Source organism: Pseudomonas vlassakiae, from assembly GCF_014269035.2.
Classification (GTDB): domain Bacteria; phylum Pseudomonadota; class Gammaproteobacteria; order Pseudomonadales; family Pseudomonadaceae; genus Aquipseudomonas; species Aquipseudomonas vlassakiae.
This window is the reverse complement of record NZ_JABWRP020000026.1, coordinates 29,977-52,286: the sequence shown is the minus strand read 5'-3', so window position 1 is coordinate 52,286 and position 22,310 is coordinate 29,977. Positions and strand designations below refer to the sequence as shown.

General features: G+C 61.6%; 21 protein-coding genes. 11 read left to right on the top strand and 10 right to left on the bottom strand.

Going from position 1 to position 22,310, the window contains the following annotated elements:
• Positions 1-89: 89 nt before the first annotated feature.
• Positions 90-446, top strand: coding sequence for a hypothetical protein (locus HU738_RS23885; protein WP_186604791.1), 357 nt, complete (start codon positions 90-92; stop codon positions 444-446).
• 68 nt (positions 447-514) lie between these two features.
• Entirely contained in the window at positions 515-1,006 is a 492-nt protein-coding gene (locus tag HU738_RS23880; protein WP_186604793.1) for a GreA/GreB family elongation factor, read from the top strand.
• Positions 1,007-1,044: 38 nt separating this feature from the next.
• Here HU738_RS23880 and gdhA read toward each other — a convergent pair whose 3' ends face one another.
• The 3 genes from gdhA to HU738_RS23865 form a co-directional block, all read right to left on the bottom strand.
• On the bottom strand, positions 1,045-2,385 hold the full coding sequence (gene gdhA, locus HU738_RS23875; protein ID WP_186604795.1) for an NADP-specific glutamate dehydrogenase: 1,341 nt from the start codon (positions 2,383-2,385) through the stop codon (positions 1,045-1,047).
• A 231-nt stretch (positions 2,386-2,616) separates the two neighbouring features.
• Complete coding sequence (gene ettA / locus HU738_RS23870; RefSeq protein WP_054887205.1) at positions 2,617-4,284, bottom strand: energy-dependent translational throttle protein EttA; 1,668 nt, start codon at positions 4,282-4,284, stop codon at positions 2,617-2,619.
• Between the two features lie 336 nt (positions 4,285-4,620).
• A complete protein-coding gene (locus HU738_RS23865; protein WP_186604797.1) occupies positions 4,621-5,007 on the bottom strand; it encodes a hypothetical protein in 387 nt (128 codons plus the stop codon).
• A gap of 258 nt (positions 5,008-5,265) precedes the next feature.
• Here HU738_RS23865 and HU738_RS23860 point away from each other — a divergent pair, with 258 nt between their 5' ends.
• The 5 genes from HU738_RS23860 to HU738_RS23840 all read left to right on the top strand — a co-directional run bounded on the left by HU738_RS23860 (position 5,266) and on the right by HU738_RS23840 (position 12,733).
• On the top strand, positions 5,266-9,096 hold the full coding sequence (locus tag HU738_RS23860) for a sensor domain-containing protein (protein ID WP_186604799.1): 3,831 nt from the start codon (positions 5,266-5,268) through the stop codon (positions 9,094-9,096).
• A 171-nt stretch (positions 9,097-9,267) separates the two neighbouring features.
• The gene (gene glyA, locus HU738_RS23855; RefSeq protein ID WP_054886141.1) at positions 9,268-10,521 is read left to right on the top strand and encodes a serine hydroxymethyltransferase; all 1,254 of its coding nucleotides are present in this window, start codon (positions 9,268-9,270) and stop codon (positions 10,519-10,521) included.
• A 146-nt stretch (positions 10,522-10,667) separates the two neighbouring features.
• On the top strand, positions 10,668-11,261 hold the full coding sequence (locus tag HU738_RS23850) for a hypothetical protein (protein WP_186604801.1): 594 nt from the start codon (positions 10,668-10,670) through the stop codon (positions 11,259-11,261).
• Between the two features lie 117 nt (positions 11,262-11,378).
• Entirely contained in the window at positions 11,379-12,344 is a 966-nt protein-coding gene (locus tag HU738_RS23845; RefSeq protein WP_186604803.1) for an arsenic resistance protein, read from the top strand.
• Between the two features lie 98 nt (positions 12,345-12,442).
• A complete protein-coding gene (locus HU738_RS23840) occupies positions 12,443-12,733 on the top strand; it encodes a helix-turn-helix domain-containing protein (RefSeq protein ID WP_189660757.1) in 291 nt (96 codons plus the stop codon).
• Positions 12,734-12,811: 78 nt separating this feature from the next.
• On the opposite strand, the gene HU738_RS23835 is transcribed toward HU738_RS23840, so the two are convergent.
• Positions 12,812-13,741 (bottom strand): malate dehydrogenase, encoded by a 930-nt coding sequence (locus HU738_RS23835; protein WP_186604807.1) that lies wholly within the window; start codon positions 13,739-13,741, stop codon positions 12,812-12,814.
• Between the two features lie 367 nt (positions 13,742-14,108).
• On the opposite strand from HU738_RS23835, the gene HU738_RS23830 reads away from it, so the two are divergent.
• Positions 14,109-15,494, top strand: coding sequence for a GntP family permease (locus HU738_RS23830; RefSeq protein WP_186604809.1), 1,386 nt, complete (start codon positions 14,109-14,111; stop codon positions 15,492-15,494).
• A gap of 324 nt (positions 15,495-15,818) precedes the next feature.
• Here the strand turns inward: HU738_RS23830 and HU738_RS23825 are convergent, their stop codons facing one another.
• On the bottom strand, positions 15,819-16,517 hold the full coding sequence (locus HU738_RS23825; RefSeq protein ID WP_186604811.1) for a hypothetical protein: 699 nt from the start codon (positions 16,515-16,517) through the stop codon (positions 15,819-15,821).
• Between the two features lie 657 nt (positions 16,518-17,174).
• Between HU738_RS23825 and HU738_RS23820 the strand changes: the two genes are divergently transcribed.
• Both HU738_RS23820 and HU738_RS23815 read left to right on the top strand, forming a co-directional pair.
• Positions 17,175-17,414 carry a hypothetical protein gene (locus tag HU738_RS23820; RefSeq protein WP_186604813.1) on the top strand — a complete coding sequence of 80 codons (240 nt, stop codon included), beginning with the start codon at positions 17,175-17,177 and terminating at the stop codon, positions 17,412-17,414.
• Positions 17,415-17,580: 166 nt separating this feature from the next.
• Positions 17,581-17,847 carry a DUF3077 domain-containing protein gene (locus tag HU738_RS23815; RefSeq protein WP_186604815.1) on the top strand — a complete coding sequence of 89 codons (267 nt, stop codon included), beginning with the start codon at positions 17,581-17,583 and terminating at the stop codon, positions 17,845-17,847.
• A 153-nt stretch (positions 17,848-18,000) separates the two neighbouring features.
• On the opposite strand, the gene HU738_RS23810 is transcribed toward HU738_RS23815, so the two are convergent.
• Both HU738_RS23810 and HU738_RS23805 read right to left on the bottom strand, forming a co-directional pair.
• Entirely contained in the window at positions 18,001-18,444 is a 444-nt protein-coding gene (locus tag HU738_RS23810) for a GFA family protein (RefSeq protein ID WP_082433622.1), read from the bottom strand.
• A 102-nt stretch (positions 18,445-18,546) separates the two neighbouring features.
• Positions 18,547-19,389 (bottom strand): LysR family transcriptional regulator, encoded by an 843-nt coding sequence (locus HU738_RS23805; RefSeq protein WP_186604817.1) that lies wholly within the window; start codon positions 19,387-19,389, stop codon positions 18,547-18,549.
• A 102-nt stretch (positions 19,390-19,491) separates the two neighbouring features.
• On the opposite strand from HU738_RS23805, the gene HU738_RS23800 reads away from it, so the two are divergent.
• Positions 19,492-19,881 carry a tautomerase family protein gene (locus HU738_RS23800; RefSeq protein ID WP_186604819.1) on the top strand — a complete coding sequence of 130 codons (390 nt, stop codon included), beginning with the start codon at positions 19,492-19,494 and terminating at the stop codon, positions 19,879-19,881.
• A 21-nt stretch (positions 19,882-19,902) separates the two neighbouring features.
• Here HU738_RS23800 and HU738_RS23795 read toward each other — a convergent pair whose 3' ends face one another.
• The 3 genes from HU738_RS23795 to HU738_RS23785 form a co-directional block, all read right to left on the bottom strand.
• Positions 19,903-20,520 carry a LysE family translocator gene (locus HU738_RS23795; RefSeq protein ID WP_186604821.1) on the bottom strand — a complete coding sequence of 206 codons (618 nt, stop codon included), beginning with the start codon at positions 20,518-20,520 and terminating at the stop codon, positions 19,903-19,905.
• A 25-nt stretch (positions 20,521-20,545) separates the two neighbouring features.
• Positions 20,546-21,178, bottom strand: coding sequence for an alanyl-tRNA editing protein (locus tag HU738_RS23790; RefSeq protein ID WP_186604823.1), 633 nt, complete (start codon positions 21,176-21,178; stop codon positions 20,546-20,548).
• A gap of 102 nt (positions 21,179-21,280) precedes the next feature.
• On the bottom strand, positions 21,281-22,090 hold the full coding sequence (locus tag HU738_RS23785) for an AraC family transcriptional regulator (protein ID WP_186604825.1): 810 nt from the start codon (positions 22,088-22,090) through the stop codon (positions 21,281-21,283).
• Positions 22,091-22,310 lie beyond the last annotated feature (220 nt).

The window sequence follows — 22,310 nt, the reverse complement described above, 5'->3', positions numbered from 1 at the left end:
AACCAACCGACTCTTTGACACTGTTTTGACACCTCCCCGACAAATCGCCACCTAGACTTTGCGGTATTTCGCAAAGGGTTCAGGTGGTCATGTCGCGGTACTGGTTCGGCTTGTGCGTTGCGTTGTTGCTGGCGGGTTGCGAAACCACCCATGATCAGATGGTCAACCAAGGTTATCCCCCCGCCTACGCCGACGGCTACCAGGACGGTTGCAGCAGCGGCCGTCAGGCAGCCGGGCTGATGGTGGACGACTTCAAGAAGGACGTACCGCGCTATTTGCACGATCGCCACTACGAGACCGGTTGGGACGATGGATTCCGTCAATGCCAGGCGATGCAGAACAGCGAGGAGCAGCGCCAGTACCACGAGCGCTTCTGGGACGAACGTGATCGCCAGTGGGAGCAGGAGAAAGACCAGGGCGCCGCCCGTGCCTACCGCCATGACTAAGTCGCAAATGGACATCCATTGAAACCGTCGGCCTGCCATGCTGGTCTCCAGCACAAGGGGGCTATTGCATGAGCCGAGCATTCGTCAACGAAGACCAAGCCGCTGCCCAGGCCGACCAGCCAGTGGAACGGCGCGTCAGCGACCAACCCAATTACGTCACTGCCAATGGCCTGCGCCAGCTGCAACAGCGCGTGCGTGAACTGAATGCCTTGCGCAGCGCGTTGCAGGCGCAGGGCGAGCGCGGTGACCAGCAGCGCCTGGCCGATACCGAGCGGGATTTGCGCTATTTCAGCGCGCGGGTGCAGAGCGCCCAGGTAGTGCCGGCGGCGACTTCGCGCAGCAACGTGCAGATTGGCAGCCGGGTCCGGTTCGTCGATGAACAGGAACAGGAGCACGTGGTGCAACTGGTGGGCGAGGATGAGGCAGATGCCGCCCGCGGGATGATCAACTGGGGATCACCGCTGGGGCGGGCGTTGCTTGGGGCCGGGCCGGGGGATGAAGTGCTGTGGCGGCGACCGGCGGGCGATCAAACGATCGAAGTGGTCGAGATCGAGGCTTGAAGCCTGGGGGTCGCTCTGCGCCCCCCTGGAACCTGGAATCAGACCACGCCTTGCGCCAGCATGGCATCGGCAACCTTGACGAAACCGGCGATGTTGGCGCCCTTCACATAGTTGACCTTGCCGTCGGCCTCTTCACCGTAATGCACGCAGGCATGGTGAATCGACTGCATGATGTTGTGCAGTTTGCTGTCCACTTCACCCGCCGTCCACAACAGGCGCATGGCGTTCTGCGACATCTCCAGGCCCGAGACGGCTACGCCGCCGGCGTTGGATGCCTTGCCCGGTGCGTACAGGATCCCGGCCTCGATGAACAGGTCGACCGCCGCCAGGGTAGTCGGCATGTTGGCGCCTTCGGCGACGCAGATGCAGCCGTTGCGCAGCAGGGTGCGGGCGTCTTCGATGTCCAGCTCGTTCTGCGTGGCGCATGGCAGGGCGATGTCACACGGCAGGCTCCACGGGGTCTGGCCCTTGCGGAACTCCAGGCCAAACTGTTCAGCCAGCTCGCTGATGCGGCCACGCTTGACGTTCTTCAGTGCCATCAGCGCGTCCCACTGGGCATCGGTCAGGCCGCCTTCGGCATACAGGGTGCCTTCGGAGTCGGACAGCGAAATCACCTTGCCGCCAAGGTCCATGACCTTGCGCGCCGCGTACTGGGCGACGTTGCCGGAACCGGAAATGGCCACGCGACGGCCATCGATGCGCAGGTTCTGGCGCTTGAGCATTTCTTCAGCGAAGTACACGCAGCCGTAGCCAGTGGCTTCGGGGCGGATCAGGCTGCCGCCGTAGGTCATGCCCTTACCGGTCAGCACCGACGTGAACTGGTTGGCCAGGCGCTTGTACTGGCCGAACATGAAGCCGATCTCGCGGGCGCCCACGCCAATGTCACCGGCCGGCACGTCGCAGTCAGCGCCGATGTGGCGGTACAGCTCGCTCATGAAGGCCTGGCAGAAGCGCATGACTTCGGCATCGCTCTTGCCTTTCGGGTCGAAGTCCGAACCGCCCTTGCCGCCGCCCATGGGCAGCGAGGTGAGGGAGTTCTTGAACACCTGTTCGAAGGCCAGGAACTTGAGCACGCTCAGGTTCACCGACGGGTGGAAGCGCAGGCCGCCCTTGTAGGGGCCGATGGCGCTGCTCATCTGGATGCGGTAGCCGCGGTTGACCTGCACCTTGCCCTGGTCATCGACCCACGACACGCGAAACAGCACGGCGCGCTCCGGCTCGACCATGCGTTCGAGGATGCCGGACTGCAAGTAGTGCGGGTTGGCTTCGAGGAACGGCCACAAGGTACGCAGCACCTCTTCGACGGCCTGGTGGAATTCCGGTTGGCCCGGGTCGCGTTGCTGCAGGCGTGCGAGGAAATGGTCGACAGATTCGATCATGGTAGACATCTCACCAAGGGATTGGACTTATTGGTTTTTTCCGGAATGTACCAAGAAGCAATCGCACCGGAATAGGGCGAAATGTCGTTTTTTTGAAATTATTTGGTGCGTTTTATATAAATGTATACAAAACAACTTTCGAATCGACGGTAAAACAGCCGTCCTACCGCCGCAAGCAGGCACAAAAATGGGGCCGCGACAGGCCCCATTCTTGTGCATCAGAACACCGGCTTATTGAGCCAGCTTCTTGTGCCGTACACGGTGTGGCTGGGCTGCAGCGTCGCCCAGGCGCTTCTTGCGGTCGGCTTCGTACTCGGTGTAGTTACCCTCGAAGAACACCACGTTCGAGTCGTCTTCGTACGCCAGGATGTGAGTGGCCACACGGTCCAGGAACCAACGGTCGTGGGAAATCACGATGGCGGCACCCGGGAAGTCCAGCAGGGCTTCTTCCAGGGAACGCAGGGTTTCGACGTCGAGGTCGTTGGACGGTTCGTCGAGCAGCAGGACGTTGCCGCCCTCCTTCAGGGTCAGCGCCAGGTGCAGACGGCCACGCTCACCACCGGACAGGTCCTTGACGAACTTCTGCTGGTCGCCACCCTTGAAGTTGAAGCGGCCAACGTAGGTACGCGACGGGATCTCGTAGTTGCCGATGCGGATCTGGTCGGAACCGTCGGAGATCTGCTGGAACACGGTCTTGGAACCGTCGAGGTCTTCACGGCTCTGGTCGACGCAGGCCAGCTGCACGGTTTCGCCGATCTCGATGCTGCCCGAGTCCGGTTGCTCCTTGCCCATCAGCATGCGGAACAGGGTCGACTTACCGGCACCGTTACCGCCGATCACGCCGACGATGGCACCTTTGGGCATGGAGAACGACAGGTTGTCGATCAGCACGCGGTCGCCATAACCCTTGGTGACGTTCTTGAACTCGATGACCTTGTCGCCCAGGCGCGGACCGGCCGGGATGTAGATCTCGTTGGTTTCACTGCGCTTCTGGAATTCCTGCGACTGCATCTCTTCGAAGCGCTGCAGACGGGCCTTGGATTTCGACTGGCGGGCCTTGGCGCCTTTGCGCACCCACTCCAGTTCCTCTTTCATGGCCTTCTCGTGGGCGCTCTGCTGCTTGGATTCCTGCGCCAGGCGCTCCGACTTGGCTTCCAGCCAGCCCGAGTAGTTGCCTTCGTACGGGATACCGGCGCCGCGGTCCAGTTCGAGGATCCAGCCGGCAACGTTGTCGAGGAAGTAACGGTCGTGGGTAATCGCTACCACGGTGCCCGGGAAGTCGTGCAGGAAGCGCTCCAGCCAGGCTACCGAATCGGCATCCAGGTGGTTGGTCGGTTCGTCGAGCAGCAGCATGTCGGGGGCCGACAGCAGCAGGCGGCACAGGGCCACGCGGCGTTTCTCACCACCGGACAGGTGCTCGATGCGAGCATCCCAGGCCGGCAGGCGCAGGGCGTCGGCGGCGACGTCCAGCTGGCGCTCGAGGTTGTGGCCGTCGGCAGCCTGCAGGATGGCTTCGAGCTTGGCCTGTTCGGCAGCCAGCTTGTCGAAGTCGGCATCAGGTTCGGCGTAGGCCGCGTAGACCTCGTCCAGGCGAGCCTGGGCGTCCTTGATCACACTGACCGCTTCCTCGACCACTTCGCGCACGGACTTGTTCGGGTCCAGTTGCGGCTCCTGCGGCAGGTAACCCACGTTGATGTCGGGCATCGGACGGGCTTCGCCGTCGAATTCCTTGTCGACGCCCGCCATGATCCGCAACAGGGTCGACTTACCGGCACCGTTCAGGCCGAGCACGCCGATCTTGGCGCCTGGGAAGAACGACAGGGAAATATTCTTGAGAATTTCCCGCTTCGGCGGCACGACCTTGCTCAGCCGATGCATGGTGTAGACGTATTGAGCCAAAACCAAGCCCTCTAGATAGGTAAAGACATCGACGATCGCCCCGGCACTGTGGCCAGGGGGATGTGTTTACGGGTTTCATTGAACAAAGTCGACCATTCTACGCCAACGCGCGGCGTTGCACAGGGTGGTCGGATGGTGGGATCGGGGTGGACCTGAAGGTCACATTGGTTGCTGTACTGGCCTCTTCGCGGCCAAAGCCGCTTCCACAGGTACAGCACTGGCTTGAAGCCTTGTGCAGCACCTGTGGAGGCAGTTACTGCACAGGATCAAAGCCTCATCAGTCTCTGTGGGAGCGGCGTTAGCCGCGAAGAGGCCGGTACAGCAGCCAAAAATGGTTCAGACGTGACGCTGCTTGGCCTTGCCCCGGGGCAACCGGCAGCGCTCGCTCTGCTCGGCCAGGCGCGCCGCATAAGCGGCCTTGACGCTGAAACCGCCACTGCGGGCAGGCTGGGCTGCAACAGGCGTGCTGACGACCTTGCCAGCCGGCTTGGCTACGCCAGCCACCGGTGCCTTTTCAGCGGGTGCTGCGGCCGCCTTGGCGGTCTTGCGCAGCTCGGCCAGCGATGGCGTCTTGTTTTTCGAGGCCGCAGCCGCATCTGGTTTGACCAGCGAACGCTGGCACGATTTGCAGGATACGTCCGCGGTCACGGCAGTGCTGACAAGGGTCTGACTGCTGCGCCCACAGGCGGAATCGAGGCCATTGGTGGAAAAGTGAGTAACCAAAACCGAACATCTCCGATGCGTTGTCATTGAAGCGGGCGGCATTCTCGCACAGGATGCAGGGTCTTGCCGAACGGGTCAGCGTCACCACGACCATCGGCTTCGGACAATCGGGCTGGCACATTGCCATAATCACAGGCATGCTAGCCCGTTCGCATGTCCGGCTTTATAGTGCGCGGCCGCGGTCCAGGCCTGTGCAGTACCGGCATACACCGTGCATGTCCATCCCTGCCATCGCCAGCCCAATCGCAGGACCAACGCTTGACCAATCTCAATCATCCGACTCTGCTGCGCCCCGCTTCGCCGGCCCCAGTCGCTTCGCTACGGGGTTCGGTCAAGGGTGCGTTGGCGCTGCTGGCCCTGATTCTGCTGGGCTTGCTGCTATGGCAACTGTTCTCCCAGTTTCGCCACACCCAGGCCGACCAGCGCCAGCTGAACCTCAACGCGAGCGCCGAACTCGCCGACCACCTGAGCCTGAACATGGCCCTCAAGGCCCAGCAGGCCATCAACGTGGTCCAGCCGTACGTCAAGGCGCCGGCGCCGGCCGCGCTGCCCAGCCTGCTGGAGTCCTTGCGTGAACGCCTGCCCGCCCTGCGTGACCTGGCCTGGCTGGACCAGGCCGGGCAACTGCACGGTGACAGCCTGGTCGACAGCCCTGACCGCCAGTCGATTGACGAGCTGGTCGGGCTGAACCAGGGGCGCAGCTACTTCTTTACCAACTCGGCAGACAACCGCACCCTCTACCTGCTGTTGCGCCAGTCGGCGGAGCAGGACCGTGGCTACTGGCTATTGCGCCTGTCACCGGACTATTACCAGACACTCACCGAACACCTCGACGGCCCGGGCCACCCGCTCTGGCTGCTGGAAAACAGCCGCAGTGGCGAGGTGCTGGAACGCCACGCGCCGGCGCAGACCAGCGGTGAGCCGCTGCAAAGCGTGATGCTCGCCTTCATCGACAACAGCACCTGGCAATTGCGTGGCCTGTTCGACGCAGGCCTGGCCCAGCAGAAGCTGCTGCCGGCACTGATCGGCAAATGCCTGCTGGCGCTGTTCTGCGCACTGCTGCCGGTACTGGCGCTGTTCAACATGCGCCGTCGCCAGCGCGCGCTGCAGGAAGACCGCCGGCGCTACCAGGAAATCTTCGAAGGCACCGGCGTTGCCTTGTGCGTGCTCGACCTGTCGAGCCTGCCCGGCCAGCTCGACCGCTATCACCTGCGCAACCTGGCCGGGCTCAAGCAGAGCCTGGCGCTGGACCCGGCCCTGCGCCGCTCGCTGCTGCTGGAGCTGAAGATCACCGAGATCAACCAGGTGGCGCGCCAGCTCCTCAATGTCGAGTGCCACCAGGGCGCCTGGCAACGACTGATCGATGGCAGCGGCGACGGCCGCGACAGCGTCGGCATGCAGCTGATCGACGCGCTGATCGAACAGCGCCCGTCGCTGGAGCTGGAAGTGCGCCTGCCCGCACCGCTGGGTGGCGAATTGCACCTGTGGCTGATGGCGCGCCTGCCGCAGCAGCGTCGCGATTACCAGGCGGTGATCCTCAGTATCAGCGACATTACCAGCCGCAAGCAGGTGGAGTTGTCGCTGCTGGAACGTGAAAGCTTCTGGTCCGACGTCGTGCGTACCGTGCCCGACCAGCTGTACGTGCAGGACGTGCTCAGCCAGCGAATGATCTTCAGCAACCGCCACCTCGGCCAGACCCTCGGCTACGACCGCACCGAGCTGGCGCAGATGGGCGACCGCTTCTGGGAACTGCTGCTGCACCCCGAAGATGCCGCGCACTACCAGGCTTTGCGCCAGCAACAGCGCGACAGTGCCCATAGCCAGTCACTGCACACTCAGTTGCGCTTCCGCCACCGCGATGGCGGCTGGCGCTGCTATGAAATCCGCGAACAGGTACTGACCCGCGATGACGATGGCCTGGTCACACGCATCATCGGCGTGGGCAAGGATGTCACCGTACAGATCGAGGCCAGCCAGTCGCTGCGTGACAGCGAGCAGCGCTACCGCATGCTCGCCGAAAGCATCAGCGACGTGATCTTCTCCACCGACAGCCGCCTGCAGCTCAACTACCTCAGCCCCTCGGTGCAGGCGGTGCTGGGCTACCAGGCCGAGTGGATCTTCGACAACGGCTGGCAGTCGATCATCGCCAACCCGTCCCAGCTCACCGGCATCTACAGCCTGATGGAACGCGTCAGCAAGGCCATGGGCGACAGCGAGCAACTGGCCCAACTGCGCAGCCAGCTGCCGACGCAACTGTTCCTGTTCGACTGCCTGCGCGCCGATGGCCGCAAGATCCCCATCGAACTGCGCCTGGTACTGGTATGGGACGACCAACAGCGCTTCGAAGGCGTGCTCGGCGTAGGCCGCGACATCAGCCAGCAGCGCCGTGCGGAAAAAGACCTGCGCATGGCAGCGACGGTATTCGAGCACTCCACCTCGGCCATCCTCATCACCGACCCGGCCGGCTATATCGTTCAGGCCAACGAAGCCTTCAGCCGGGTCAGCGGCTACGCGGTCGGCGACGTGCTCGACCAGCTGCCGAGCATGCTGGTCGTCGAGGATCAACAGGAAAGCCACCTGCGCTACGTGCTCAAGCAACTGCACCAGCGCGGCAGCTGGGAAGGCGAAGTGTGGCTCAAGCGCCGCGACGGCGACCATTACCCGGCCTGGGTCGGCATTACCGCCGTGCTCGACGACGAAGGCGACCTGGCCAGCTATGTGTGCTTCTTCACCGACATCAGCGAGCGCAAGGCCAGCGAACAGCGCATCCACCGGCTGGCCTACTACGACGCCCTCACCCACCTGCCCAACCGCACGCTGTTCCAGGACCGCCTGCACACCGCGCTGCAGCAGGCCGAACGGCAGAAGTCATGGGTGGTGCTGATGTTCCTCGACCTCGACCGCTTCAAGCCGATCAACGACTCCCTCGGCCACGCTGCGGGCGATCGTATGCTCAAGGACATGGCCCTGCGCCTGCTGGCCTGCGTCGACGATGACGACACCGTGGCACGCATGGGTGGCGACGAATTCACCTTGCTGCTGCAGCCGCGGGCCACCCGCGAGATGGCCCTGAACCGCGCCATCCACGTGGCCGAGAACATTCTTGGCAGCCTGGTGCGGCCATTCGTGCTGGAGGGTCGCGAGTTCTTCGTCACCGCCAGTATCGGCATCGCCCTCAGCCCGCAGGACGGTAACGAGCTGAGCCAGTTGATGAAGAACGCCGACACCGCCATGTACCACGCCAAGGAGCGCGGCAAGAACAACTTCCAGTTCTACCAGACCGAGATGAACGCCAGCGCCCTTGAGCGCCTGGAACTGGAAAGCGACCTGCGCCACGCGCTGGAGCAGAACGAATTCACCCTCTACTACCAGCCGCAGTTCAGCGGCGACGGCAAGCGCCTGACCGGTGCCGAAGCCCTGCTGCGCTGGCGCCACCCGACCCGCGGGCTGGTACCGCCGGGCGACTTCATCCCGGTGATCGAAGAGCTGGGCCTGGTGGTGGATGTCGGCGACTGGGTGCTGCGCGAGGCCAGCCGCCAGCTCAAGGTCTGGCACAAGAACAAGGTGCGCGTGCCGAAGGTATCGGTGAACATCTCGGCGCGGCAGTTCTCAGACGGCCAGCTGGGCACGCGGATCGCCACCATCCTCGAAGAAACCAGCCTGCCGCCGGCGTGCCTGGAGCTGGAGCTGACCGAGAGCATCCTGATGCGCGAGGTCAATGAGGCGCTGCAGATTCTCGCCAGCCTGAAAAACCTCGGCCTGAGTATCGCGGTCGACGACTTCGGCACCGGTTACTCGTCGCTGAACTACCTCAAGCAGTTCCCCATCGACGTGCTGAAGATCGACCGCACCTTCGTCGACGGCCTGCCCGAGGGCGAGCAGGACGCGCAGATCGCCCGGGCGATCATCGCCATGGCCCACAGCCTCAACCTGGCGGTGATCGCCGAGGGCGTGGAGACCCATGAGCAGCTGGAATTCCTGCGCGAGCACGGCTGCGACGAGGTGCAGGGCTACCTGTTCGGGCGGCCGATGCCGGCCAACCAGTTCGAAGCGCAGTTCGCCAACGCCGCCCTGTTCATGTTCCAGTGAGCGCTCGCAAAAACGGACTTTCGAGTCAACTCCAATCCCCAGCCAGCCCAGACACGGCGCGGGATGCAACATGAAGCCCATTGGTCCGCGACTTGATGCCAGTTCATATGCCAGGCGCGGATCAATCGGTTAGAATGCCCCCCCAAATTACCCCGATCCTTGAGGACCGCCATGTTCAGCCGTGATTTGACCATTGCCAAGTACGACGCCGAGCTCTTCGAAGCCATGCAGCAAGAAGCCCTGCGCCAGGAAGAGCATATCGAGCTGATCGCTTCGGAAAACTACACCAGCCCGGCAGTCATGGAAGCTCAGGGCTCGGTCCTGACCAACAAGTACGCCGAAGGCTACCCAGGCAAGCGCTACTACGGCGGCTGCGAGTATGTCGACGTGGTCGAGCAACTGGCCATCGACCGTGCCAAGGAGCTGTTCGGCGCCGACTACGCCAACGTCCAGCCGCACGCCGGCTCGCAAGCCAACGCGGCGGTCTACCTGGCCCTGCTGTCGGCCGGTGACACCATTCTGGGCATGAGCCTGGCCCACGGTGGCCATCTGACCCACGGTGCTTCGGTAAGCTCGTCGGGCAAGCTGTACAACGCCATCCAGTACGGCATCGACAGCAACGGCCTGATCGACTACGACGAAGTCGAGCGCCTGGCTGTCGAGCACAAGCCGAAGATGATCGTTGCCGGCTTCTCGGCTTACTCGCAGGTCCTGGACTTCGCCCGCTTCCGCGCCATTGCCGACAAGGTCGGTGCCTACCTGTTCGTCGACATGGCCCACGTTGCCGGCCTGGTTGCCGCTGGCGTGTACCCGAACCCTGTGCCGTTCGCCGACGTGGTTACCACCACCACCCACAAGACCCTGCGCGGTCCACGTGGCGGCCTGATCCTGGCCCGCGCCAACGCCGACATCGAGAAGAAGCTGAACTCCGCCGTCTTCCCAGGCGCCCAGGGCGGCCCGCTGGAGCACGTGATCGCGGCCAAGGCCATCTGCTTCAAGGAAGCGCTGCAGCCTGAGTTCAAGGCTTACCAGCAGCAGGTCGTGAAGAACGCCCAAGCCATGGCCGAAGTGTTCATCGAGCGTGGTTTCGACGTCGTTTCCGGCGGCACCCAGAACCACCTGTTCCTGCTGTCGCTGATCAAGCAGGAAATCTCCGGTAAAGATGCTGACGCTGCCCTGGGCAAAGCCTTCATCACCGTCAACAAGAACTCGGTACCGAACGACCCACGCTCGCCGTTCGTCACCTCGGGCCTGCGTTTCGGCACCCCAGCCGTCACCACCCGTGGTTTCAAGGAAACCGAGTGCCGCGAACTGGCCGGCTGGATCTGCGACATCCTGGCTGACCTGAACAACGAAGCGGTGATCGACGCCGTACGTGAGAAGGTCAAGGCCATCTGCAAGAAGCTGCCGGTTTACGGCAACTGATTGGGGCAAGCCTGATGTGAAGAAGCCCGGCCCGGTGCCGGGCTTTTTCATGCCTGCGATCTGGCGCTGGAACCGCTTCCGGATAGGTTGAATGAACCAGGCCGCCTAACCTGCCACCTCCTTTGAAAACTGACAGGAGGCCCCCCATGGCAGACCACCCAGCACTGTCCTTCACCGCCACGTTGCAGTTCGCTGAAGCCCCCATCAATGTACTGGGCGACATGACCACCGGGCCCGTGACGCTGGTGGGCCCGCATCAGGCGCCGGATGATGTCGTTGAAGGCGCCACGACCCTCGGCATGTTGAACGGCACCGACACGGATTGGCATCACGGCCAGGAGATCGGACTGATCACCTTCGAACCCGTCGCCCAGCCAGCTGCGTTGCTGCTGTACTTCCGCCATAGCGAAGCGGGTTACCGCCTCTATCTGCGCAACGGCCCCCACTCCGGCGAGGGCGTATTCACCACCGGCGATGGCCTGGTGAACGTAGAGCCGATCAAGGCAAAAGACCCAAGCCTGTGGACGCTGACCGATGCACAGACGGGTGAAGCGTTCGACCTGACACAGCTTGAAGATGGCCGCAGGGAAATTTTGCTGGCGAGCGCGGATGGGCACCCGCTGGAAGTGCACAGTCTCTACCCGGTAGGCGGTTTTCTGGCCTGCTACCCAACTGCACGCCAAGGCACCTTGAGCCTGATCATTCAGGAGCGTGGTGTCGATTGGCTCAAGCCGGCTTGATACATCCCTGTAGGCGCGGGTGAACCTGGGCCTCATCAGGTTCATTCAGGTCATGCAGCCCCCGTCGTCACGTATTAACCTGTGCCACCCCAAGCGCAACCAGACACAGGCCCGGCTTTGACCAGAGAGCAACTCGAAACCCAGCAGATCCCGATCTACTTCGCCGCCGTGCTCGTCGCCCTGGCCTTCGGCCTGCTGGCCAGCGACAGCGCACGGCACCTTGAAGCCCTGGTCACGCCCGCCATCGCCATCCTGATGTATGCGATGTTCCTGCAGATCCCTTTCCTCGGCCTGCGCCAAGGCCTGGGCAACCGCCGCTTCATGGCGGCCCTGCTGCTCGCCAATTTCATCCTGGTGCCATTGCTGGTGTGGGCCCTCACCCACGGCGTTGCCGATCATCCGGCGATCCTCATCGGCGCGCTACTGGTACTGCTCACACCCTGCATCGACTACGTGGTGGTGTTTACCCACATCGGTAAAGGCGACTCGCGCCTGACCCTCGCCGCCACGCCCGTGCTGCTGCTGGTGCAATTGGTGCTGCTGCCGGTGTACCTGGCGCTGATGCTCGGCGACAACAGCGAGGTAACAATCAGCATTGCCCCGTTCGTGGAAGCCTTCGTGCTGCTGATCATGCTGCCGATGATCCTCGCCGTGCTCACCAGCGCCGGCGCCCGCCGCTCCCGCACGGTGTCGGCGTGGAACGACGCCTGGGCGTGGATGCCGGTGCCAGCGATGGCATTGGTATTGGTGGCGGTGATCGGGTCGCAGATTGCCGTGGTGCTTCGGGACTTCGATCGGTTGCTGCCGGTGATTCCGGTCTATGTCGGCTTCATGCTGCTGGCGCCGCTGCTCGGGTTCGTTTCGGCGCGGCTGTTGCGCCTGCCGGTGGCCGAGGCACGCTCGGTGACCTTCAGTGCCGCGACACGGAACTCGCTGGTGGTGTTGCCATTGGCGCTGGCCTTGCCGGAGGACCTGCGTGGGTTGGCGGCGGCGGCGGTGATCACCCAGACGCTGATGGAATTAGTGAGTGAGTTGGCTTACATCCGAATCATCCCAGCCCTCCTGCGAGGCCGACAGGCATAAAGGCGATCCCGAGCAGGAACGTCCGCACTGGAGCACTGGGCCGGCCATAAGCCGTACTAGACACATCCCGAAAATTACCCGATGAAGACTCTGTGCCCTTGAGCCTGGAAGATGATCCAGACGGTGAGCCGTTGCCTGACCTGCGCCAAGCACTCAAAGAAGCCAAGATAGGCGCCGGGCGCGTCACCACGCCTGAACAGATACTGGTTCGACAGGCACGTGAGCGTTGCGGATTGACTCAGGCAACTTTCGCCGAACGTATTGCTACACCCGTGGCGACGTTACGTGATTGGGAACAAGGCCGCTTCGTACCTCCAGGTGGTGTTTTGTGCCTGATGCGCTTGATCCTGAAGCATCCGGAACTGTCCCTGGAACTGACCACGAACTAAGCATCGTTTGGTCTGTGTTTATCGCCGGCCACAGGGCCGGCGATATACCTATGTTGGCTAAGCAATTGGGCCTTCACCTCACAACGCCTTCATCTCCGCTATATCCCGCGCCACCTGATCCGCCGAGTGATCAAACATCGCCTGCTCCTGCGCCTCCAGCGGCAACTCGATCACCCGGGCAATGCCCTCCCCAGCCAGGACGCAAGGAACGCCCATGGCGATGTCGGTGCGCCCGTATTCCCCTTCAAGAATCGCAACTGCCGGCAGAATGCGGTTACGCCCATTGGCGATCGCATCCACCATTTGCGCAATGGCCACACCCGGCGCATCGCAGGCGCTGCCGACCTTCTTCAAGCCCAAAATCTCGCCACCACCCTTGCGTGTGCGTTCGACGATCCGCTCTATCTGCTCTTCGGACAGGAAATGCGACAGCGGCACCGAGCCGACCTGGCAGTAGCGCATCAGCGGCACCATGCTGTCGCCATGCCCGCCCAGTACCAGCGCCGTGATGTCCCGGGCGGAAAACCCGGTCTCCTCGGCAATGAAGCACTTCATGCGCGCGGTATCCAGCACCCCCGCCTGGCCGAACACCCTGCCACGCCCGAGCTTGCTGAGCGACCAGGCGCGATAGGTCAGCACATCGACCGGGTTCGACACCACCAGCACCGTCGCTGCCGGCGCGTAGCGATTGATGTCGTGCATGATGCCGTCGAGGATCGGCAAGTTGATGCTCAGCACGTCCTGCCGCGACTGGCCAGGCTTGCGCGGCACGCCTGCGGTAATCACCACCAGCTCCGAGTCCTGCAGCATTTCGGCCTTGGCACCGCCCAGCACCTTGGTATCGGAACCTGACTCAACGGCTGCCTGCCAGATGTCCAGCGCCTTGCCCTGGGCCAGCTCACCCTGCACATCGAGCAACATCAGTTCACGGCAATACTCTTCCCGGGCGATGATCTGCGCCGCCGCTTCACCCACGATCCCCGCGCCCACGATTGATAACTTGTTCACCTGACACCTCCCAGCGGCGCGCGCCACCAGGAGCACGCCTGCGTATACAGAGAAGTATTGCCTGCCAAGGCGAAAAGACCATGTGACGCGACCGCATGCTATTGACAGCCTCCCACGGTCCCGGAAATACTTTGTAATGATTCATATAGATGACCAAATAACAAGGTGAATCGCTCCATGACCGCACTGCCCAGCCCTACGCGCTTGCCCGGCGCGACACCTGCGTCCGCCAGCCCCATTCCTCCGAAGTTCGAAGCGTGCGCATCCAGTCAGCCATCTGCCCGCGACCGCTAACGGCTCGCTACCGCCCGCAGAACCGCTGGCATGCTTGCAATGCCTGAGCGCCAGCCCAACCGAGATTCCCTGAATGACTCCCTTAGATATACAGCTGTTGCTGACCGCCTTGGTCAGTGTCCTGGTGCTGGTTGCGCTCATCGTGTCCCGTCTCAAGATGCATCCGCTGCTGGCCTTGCTGGTGGTGTCCATTGGCGTCGGCTTTGCCACCCGCATGGAGCCCGGCAGCATCGTCTCCCACCTGCTCACTGGCGCCGGCAAGACACTGGGTGCGGTGGGGGTGGTGATCGCGCTGGGCGCGATGCTCGGCAAGATTCTGGCTGACGCCGGCGTCACTGAGCAGGTCGCCGACGTCATCCTCAAGCGCACCTCGGACCGGATGATTCCTTGGGCAATGATGCTGGTGGCTTTTGTGATCGGCATCCCGATGTTCTTCGAAGTGGGCCTGGTGATCATGCTGCCGTTGATCTTCAGTGTGGCGCGCAAGCTGGAAGGCCAGGCCCGCTTCAAAGGCTCGGCGTATGTGTATGTCGGTGTTCCGGTGATTGCCGCGCTGGCCGCCATGCACGGCATGGTGCCGCCGCACCCAGGCCCCTTGACCGCCATCGCCGTGCTCAAGACCTCGGTCGGGCCCACCATGCTCTATGGCTTCCTTGCCGCAATCCCGGCCATGATCCTGGGCGGCCCGCTGTATGGCCTGTTCATTGCGCCGCGCATGAGCACACGGCCCGATCAGGCCCTGCTCGACCAGTTCACACTGACTGAGAAAGCCGACGGCCAACCCCGCCCTGGTGTAGCGGTCGGCATGCTGGCCGCGTTGCTGCCGGCGATCCTGATGCTGGTGCATGCCGTCGCCGAAATGCTGCTGCCCAAGGGCAATGCGCTGCTGGAGCTGGCCAGCTTCCTCGGCAACCCGCTGATCGCCATGCTGCTGGGCGTGCTGTTCGCCGGCGCGAGCCTGGTACTGGCGCGCGGTGGCGACGCCGAACAGCTGCGCGATGCGCTGGGCAAAAGCCTCAAGCCGATTGCCTCGATCATCATGATCATTGCCGGGGGCGGGGCCTTCCAGGAGATGCTGACCAGCGCCAAGGTCGGCGATGCCATCGTGCACCTGACCCAGCAATCGGCCTTCCCGCCGTTGATCCTGGGGTGGCTGATTGCGATGCTGCTGTCGGTGTCTACCGGCTCCGCCACGGTCGGTATCGTCGGTGCTGCCGGCTTGCTGGCGCCGCTGGCAGGGGCTGACCCGAGCCTGAACCTGCCGTTGCTGGCCCTGTCGATCGGTTGCGGTTCGCTGTTCTTCAACTACGCCAACCATGCGGGCTTCTGGATGGTGAAGGAGTCGTTTGGCATGACCATGGGTGAGGCTACCAAGACTATCTCGGTGGTGCAGTCCATCGTGGCGGTGGTCGGGTTGATTGTGGTGTTGATGTTGAATGCGGCGGTTACGGTGGGCTGAGCCGGATTCAAAGAAGCTTGGCCGCCGGGTTACTCCGGCGGCATTTGCCAGCAGCCTGCCAGCGCTATTTCCAAATACCATTGCGCAAACGCATAAACCCAGGACCTGCGCGGACTCTTGTGGGAGCGGCCTTGTGTCGCGATGGGCTGCGAAGCAGCCCCAAGGTTTCAGCACAGATGCAAATAGTGCCGGGTACAGCGGGTCCTCTTCTGCTTTGACGCGATCGCGCTAGAGCAAGCACGACATGGATCGGCGCATTACATGCGGTGACTGCACTGCAATGCACAGCAGCCCGCTAAGACGCCAGCCAAGTTCAACCCGACGTCAGTAATCGCGCTTTCGCAGTTTCTCTGCCAATGGCGGATAGTAGATCTGGCCAATCTCATCGGATGACCACCACGCCCAGTTAAGCAGGCAAACAGTAATTACCCCCAGCACCGCATAGCCCTCCCAGCCAATGTATGCCGTGACATATGACATCAGGCCCGGTAACTGGTAATGCGCCCCTACCTTGGCGTTAGCAATTGCCATCAGCACCAGCCCGAAAACTAGAACACCGGCCTGGAAGCGCTGCTGGCGCCACTCCTCACGCTGCAGGCTCTTCCTCCGCCAGTAGTCGTAGAGGAACTCGTTACCTTCACGAAGGCTGTGCTCTTTCAGTGCGCTGTAGGTCACATGGTTATGCAGCAGCGAGTAATCTCGTGGGCTTTGCAGCCGATGCCAAGGTATGTAGCTACCGAGTATGGCCGTCATCCGGGCCAGGACCGGGATACAGACCGACACCACCAGGCAGGACACGACGATACTTACGAAGATCCGCCCGACATTCTCCCAGACCGTTGCCATGTCCCCGGAGAAACCCAGCAGGGGTGTACTCAGGGCGTTCATGAACGCCATATCCATAAAAAGGCATACATAGGTGAGCTTCAAGGCCCACCGAACCTCCCAGACCTTCTCGAATACCGCCCCCGGCAAACCGGCGATGGGGTTGGTTGTTTTCAGACTGTCTCTGTTCTGATCCACACAAAATCCTCAGCAGTTCTCACTTGGCAAGGGTAAACAGCGATAGCACTTCGTGGCCATTGTTTCAGCCCAGCTGGATTACGGCCTTTCCCGTTATGCCTACCTTCTCCAGCTGGTCAGTCAGGGTTGAATCCAGGCTCGAAAACTCCCCTTGTTCGCCACTACGGCGATAAGCCGTTTCCATTCGGCGCTGCGCCGGTGATGATCGGCGGACGCATTCCAGGCGTCACGGTTTTTGGCGATAACATCCTTGTGCGAAATCATCTTGAACCTCATCTTGGGTTGTTGAGGTTTATGACGTTAGCAGATGTGTCGAATACCGACTGGCGTTACATGTTGTTACTTCTAACGGCAAAATAAATCAGATTTAACCCCTTCCTTGTAGGGCATTTCCCAAAGATACTGGCGCGATCTATTTTCCGTTGCAGCCTGGCTAACTAGCGCTCTAGTCTCGGGGGTGTCGTTGCACATCAACGATGCAGCTTTGACAGGCTGGAATGGTAAATAGTCTGCGGCTAGCCCTTATGGTGGCTGTATGTGGAGCACGCTCGCGTGCGCCGGGACTTTTGCTATTTCCACCGGTCTGTCAATCCACGTACAGCTGCCACCAATCTGTTTGACAGCAGGCTGGTGGACGCACCCATTGGGTAAATAGCCATGCTGAAAATAGTCCCCGATCCACCTTACCTACACGCCCTCGAAGACACGCTGATGATGGCCGCTGACTACGCACTCTGTGCCGAAGTCGTTGCCCAGCAGGCGATGTTGATGCAGCCCAAGTCACCCGTGTCATTGTTGATCATGACGTCAATGCACGAGCTGGATTCCCTGCGCAAATTGCTCGAATCCGCGCTGGCTCAAATCCAGAAGCCAGCGGATCCGCAGACGCTGCATTAATCCGCATCACGTCTTGCCTGGCCTGACGCTTTCACAGGCTTGTTCACTCACACAGCACCGCCCCTGAGGTTGTAGACGGCCCTTAGGAGTGTGGTGAACCTGTGGGCACCCGGCTTGCCGGCGATAGGGCCAGCCCAGGCATCTTCAACTTCAGGGAGATCAAACAATGGCCATCGAAGAAACCCACTTCATTGTCGGCAAAACCACCTTCTACCAAGGTGAAAACCAGACCCATCCCCTCTTCCGCATCGAACCCGGCATCCCTTGCCAGAGCGCCCGCGAACAGGCCTCAGAACTGATGGGCTACGTCCGCGACCTGACCATCGACGGCCTGATGGAAGACAAACCCCAGTTGCTCTGGGCCTCGCACTACCTCAGCGCCCTGGCCAAGGCACTGCTCGATGATGCCGAACTGGGCATGATGAAAGATTGAAGTCGAGCCACCCGCCCCTGTGGGAGCCGCGCTTGCCGTGGCGACGAACCGCGGCGATGGGCCGCAAAGCGGCCCCAACAACCCAAGCACCCGCGCAGGCTTGCAAGAGAAGTCATCTATGTCGGAAGACGACTTCCCACGCCAGCTGTGCAGTCACTCAAGGTTGCTTTCATACCGCAGCCATCCTGCAACCCCTGCTGCTCCACCTACGCGGTCTTTAGGATGATTCCGTCCTTCACTGACAGGCACTTGCGGGAAGTCGAATGGGCTCATCCCTTCAATACAAGCCACGTTGACCCCGTACTGGTCCGGCACAGAGCGACGCTGGTGGAAGGTATAGATCCCACACTTCGAGCAGAAGTAGTGCTTGGCTTCACGTGTGTTGAATTGATAAAGGGTCAGCGCTTCTTCGCCTTGGGTGACGGTGATGTCGTTCAGGTTGGCCGATACCGCAACGGCGCCACGCATGCGGCAGAGCGAGCAGTTGCACCTTCGCGCTGTACGCAGCCCGTCGGTCAAGCGCAGTGAAAATCTCACTGTTCCGCAATGGCAAGCTGCTTGATAAACAGGGCGATCATCGTTTTTTTCATCAGTCATAGCGTTTCTCTAGTCTGAGAAGCCAATCTGGATATTCACGGGGCAAGGTCAAAATAGGTGTCTATTAGCCTGAATGAAACGATGAATGCCTCGTCCCGAACCCTATGCGAGATAACCCTGCAACAATCGCCGCACATTTTCCACCAGCGCAGACTCCCCCTTACGCGGTGGAAGCAGCGAGAACCTGGCTTGGGCCAATACCGGCAAGCCAGTCCTGTAAGGCTCCACCCCATGGGGGACAGCACTCGCGTTAAGGCACGCAATTCCAAGCCCTGCCTTCAATGCCGATTGCAACCCCGCCACCCCTGAAGTCGAGTAGACGATCTCGTAATCGACATGGGCGCGCTCCAGCACCTGGCAGCTGTACTCCGACAATCCGCACCCGCTGATCGCGAGCAATGGCAGCGGCTGCCCAGGCTCTGGCACCCAGCCGGCAGCGGCTACCCATTGCAGTGGCTCCTGCCTTACTTCAAACAGGTTGGATGAAGACACGCGCTCGGTGAAACGCATGGCCAAGCCAATGTCCAAGTGGTCATTGGCCTGATCAATTTCCAGGCTCTTTTTCATCACCACATGAAGTCGAAGCCGTGGATGCCATTCACGAAGTTTTTTCAGCAACCCAGCAATGTCGTCGGGGCGAAAGTAATCAGTGATCGCTAACCGTATCTCCCCTTCGAACTGTTCGCCTCGAACGTCGGACAGCGCCCGCTCGCCCAGGGTGATGAGCTGCCTGGCGTGGCGCAAAAGTCGTTCACCAGCAGGTGTTGGGCGAACGCCTTGCTTGCCGCGAATGAGCAACTCGACACCAATGGCATCTTCCAGCTTACGCAGCTGTTCGCTGATCGCGGAGGTCGAGCGAAACAGGGCCGGAGCGGCTGCCGAGATACTGCCTGCCTCACAGACCGCCAAGTAGACGTGGAGCTGCGCAATGTCGAAGTGGTACATGCGGGTTCCGGATAAACAGGAAGATGAGCATCGATTTTCCCGCTTTTGGGGATGATGTTCAAAGGTTAAGTTACAGGCACGCCACTTACGAGGATTACCGAAATGCCTGGTATAACCCTGACCTTATCCGGCGCGCCCGATACTGCCTTGGCGTCCCGACTCAGCCGTGAGCTGACTGAACTGACCGCACGCGTTCTGGACAAGCAGCCATCACAAACGATGGTGATCGTTCGGTTCGTCGACGCTGGCTTGTGGTTTATCGAGTGTGAATCGCTCGAGAGCCTGGGGCGCAACAGCTTTCGCCTGGAGGTCACGATCACCGACGAGACGACGACAGTGGAGCAGAAACGGCGGTATCAGCGTGAGGCATATGATCTGCTTTCAGGACGCATCGGCAATGTGCACCTTCATTCGAACGTACACCTCATAGACGTGCGCGCTACCGCCTATGGCTATGGCGGGGTGCCGCAAAGTGCGAAGCTATGGAGCTGAAACAGGCAACCCGGCCGGGCGTTATCGCACCAGCGCCAGCCGCAAGCCAAGCCCCACCAGTACCGCGCCCATTGCCGCATCGATCGGCCGACGCACCTTCGTGTATAACGCCCGCACCCGAGCCGTGGAAAACATCAATGCCAGCGTGGAAAACCAGGCAAACGCAACAAGCGTGACCACCACCACGGCAGCAGCCATCACCCAGCCCGGGGCGTGTGCCGGCAGCACGGTGATGAAAAAGCTGCTGAAGAACGCCGCGGCCTTGGGATTCGTGGCAGACACCAGCAACCCGACGCGGGGTGCTGCCGTGGTGGTGTTTTGCGTCGTGCGGATTTCGAGGGCTGCATAAGGCCGCCGCGCGCCGAGCAGCATTTTGATGCCCATGTAGATCAGATAGCCCGCGCCCACTACCCGAATCGCGTCATACAACCAGGCCACTGTGCTCAGCAAGACACCCAGGCCGACAATCGCCAGCACCGCCCAGATGGCGATGCCTGCGCTGGTGCCCACTGCAACACCTATCCCTCGGCTGCGGCTCACCAGGGCGTTGGACGTGACGGCAATGAAATCGGGGCCTGGGCTGACGCAGGCGAGGAGCATGACGGCGGCAATGGTCAGAAGTTGGGGAACGTAGTCCACGTGATGCCTCCAGTGACTTCGTTGTCTATCGAGCTACGTCGTAATGCACCGACAGCAGGCCTTTCTTCTCTTTGAGCTTGAGCACCTTGATCGGCCCGACCAAGCCCGTCGAGGTGACATGCGTGCCGCCGCAACCGTGCATCGGCAAAGTGCCGAAGCGCACTGAGCGAACACCGTCCTGGTCGATCAACTCACGCGGCAGGTCACGCTCGATCAGCGCGTTCACCCCCGCCTCGATACCTTCGGCCGTCAGCGGCTCGCAACCGACCTGGCGCTCGAAAACCACCCGAGACTCCCCCGGCCAGTGGTGGCCTTTACTGGGAAGCCAGCCCAAGTTCTGCCCGACACAAGCAATCAGGTGACCGGCGGAATGCAGGCGAGCATGCAGCGCACGCACCTCGGGCGAGATGGCAATCTCGACGCTGCCCACGGGCACGGGTTGCCCGACGACATGCGCCACATCGCCCTCGATATTGAGCACTTCCTCTACCCGGATACCCGCGATGGTTCCCTGATCCGCCAGCTGCCCGCCGCCCTGGGGGTGAAAGAGGGTTTCGGCCAGGTCGACCCGGAACCGTCCATCCTCCGTCGGCGTGCAACGCACCACGTGCGTGTTCAAGGTCAACTCATCGCTGGTGTAGTACGCCCGTTGCGTCATCGATCTAAATCCTTGGTTCCTTCCGGGGCAACGCCCGATCAAGACTCAAGGCTAAAGGGCGAGGACTTCGCGCACTTGTAAAAAATTGATGGGCAACCGCGATCAGTAACGAGACGGCGCAACCCCGAAGGCTTGCTTGAAGGCACGGTTGAAGTGGCTCTGGTCGTAGAAACCCACCTCTTGCGCGACCCTGGTCAATTCCCACTGGGTATGGCTCAGCAGCACACAGGCGCGCTCCAGGCGCAAACGTACCAGCCAGGCATGTGGCGTCATGCCGACCGTTTGCTTGAACAGCTTGAGGAACTGAAAACGCTCCAGGTCGCACAACGCAGCCAGGGCTTCGAGGGTTATCTTGTCGGCGAGGTGTTCGTTGCAGTAGTCCCGCACACGGTGCCACTGCACGCTCGAAAGCGTGCCCTTCACGAACTGCGGCTTGACCATCCGCGCCTGGGCGAACAGCCGCCCGAGCAGCATGAGCCATTGAGCATCGACGAACAGCGGGTCGGTAGGCAGCCCTGCTGCAAGCGCGTCGTGCAGCCGGGAAAGCTGGGTGGCGAGGCTGGCATCCTGCAACAGCGCGCCACCCAGGGCGGAAAACTGGTCACGGCCCGTAAGCTCTTCGGTCACGCTGCGCAACAGGTCAGCGGATACGCGAAAGGTCTTGAGCGTGTAAGCGTCGTCGCCTGCGCTGATGCCATCGTGGATTTCGCCGGGTGGCATCAACTGGATGGTGCCCGGCGACAGCAACGTCGTCTCACCATTGAGTACCTGGCGTTGCACGCCATCGGTGATCAAGCCGACGTGGAAATCCAGATGGTAGTGACGCCCGAAACGAAAGCTCGAGAAACGCGCCTCGCTCAGCACCAGCCCGGGGATATCGCTGTTGCGTTTGTAATCAACGTGGTCTGCCATCGACCGCCTCCTGCCATACCGGGGGGATCATCTCATACCTGATGCTGTGGGACTGGCGTGGTTGTCGGGTTGAGGACTTGAAGGGACGGATGCTTTGGCCTTGTGTGGACGTGGATGGCACGGGCTTCGCCGTGTTCGCGGGTGAACCCGCTCCCACAGAGATCGCGTTAACTGCCAGAAAAGAGATCGGGCAACAACTGGAACTCAGAGTGCAGCATCA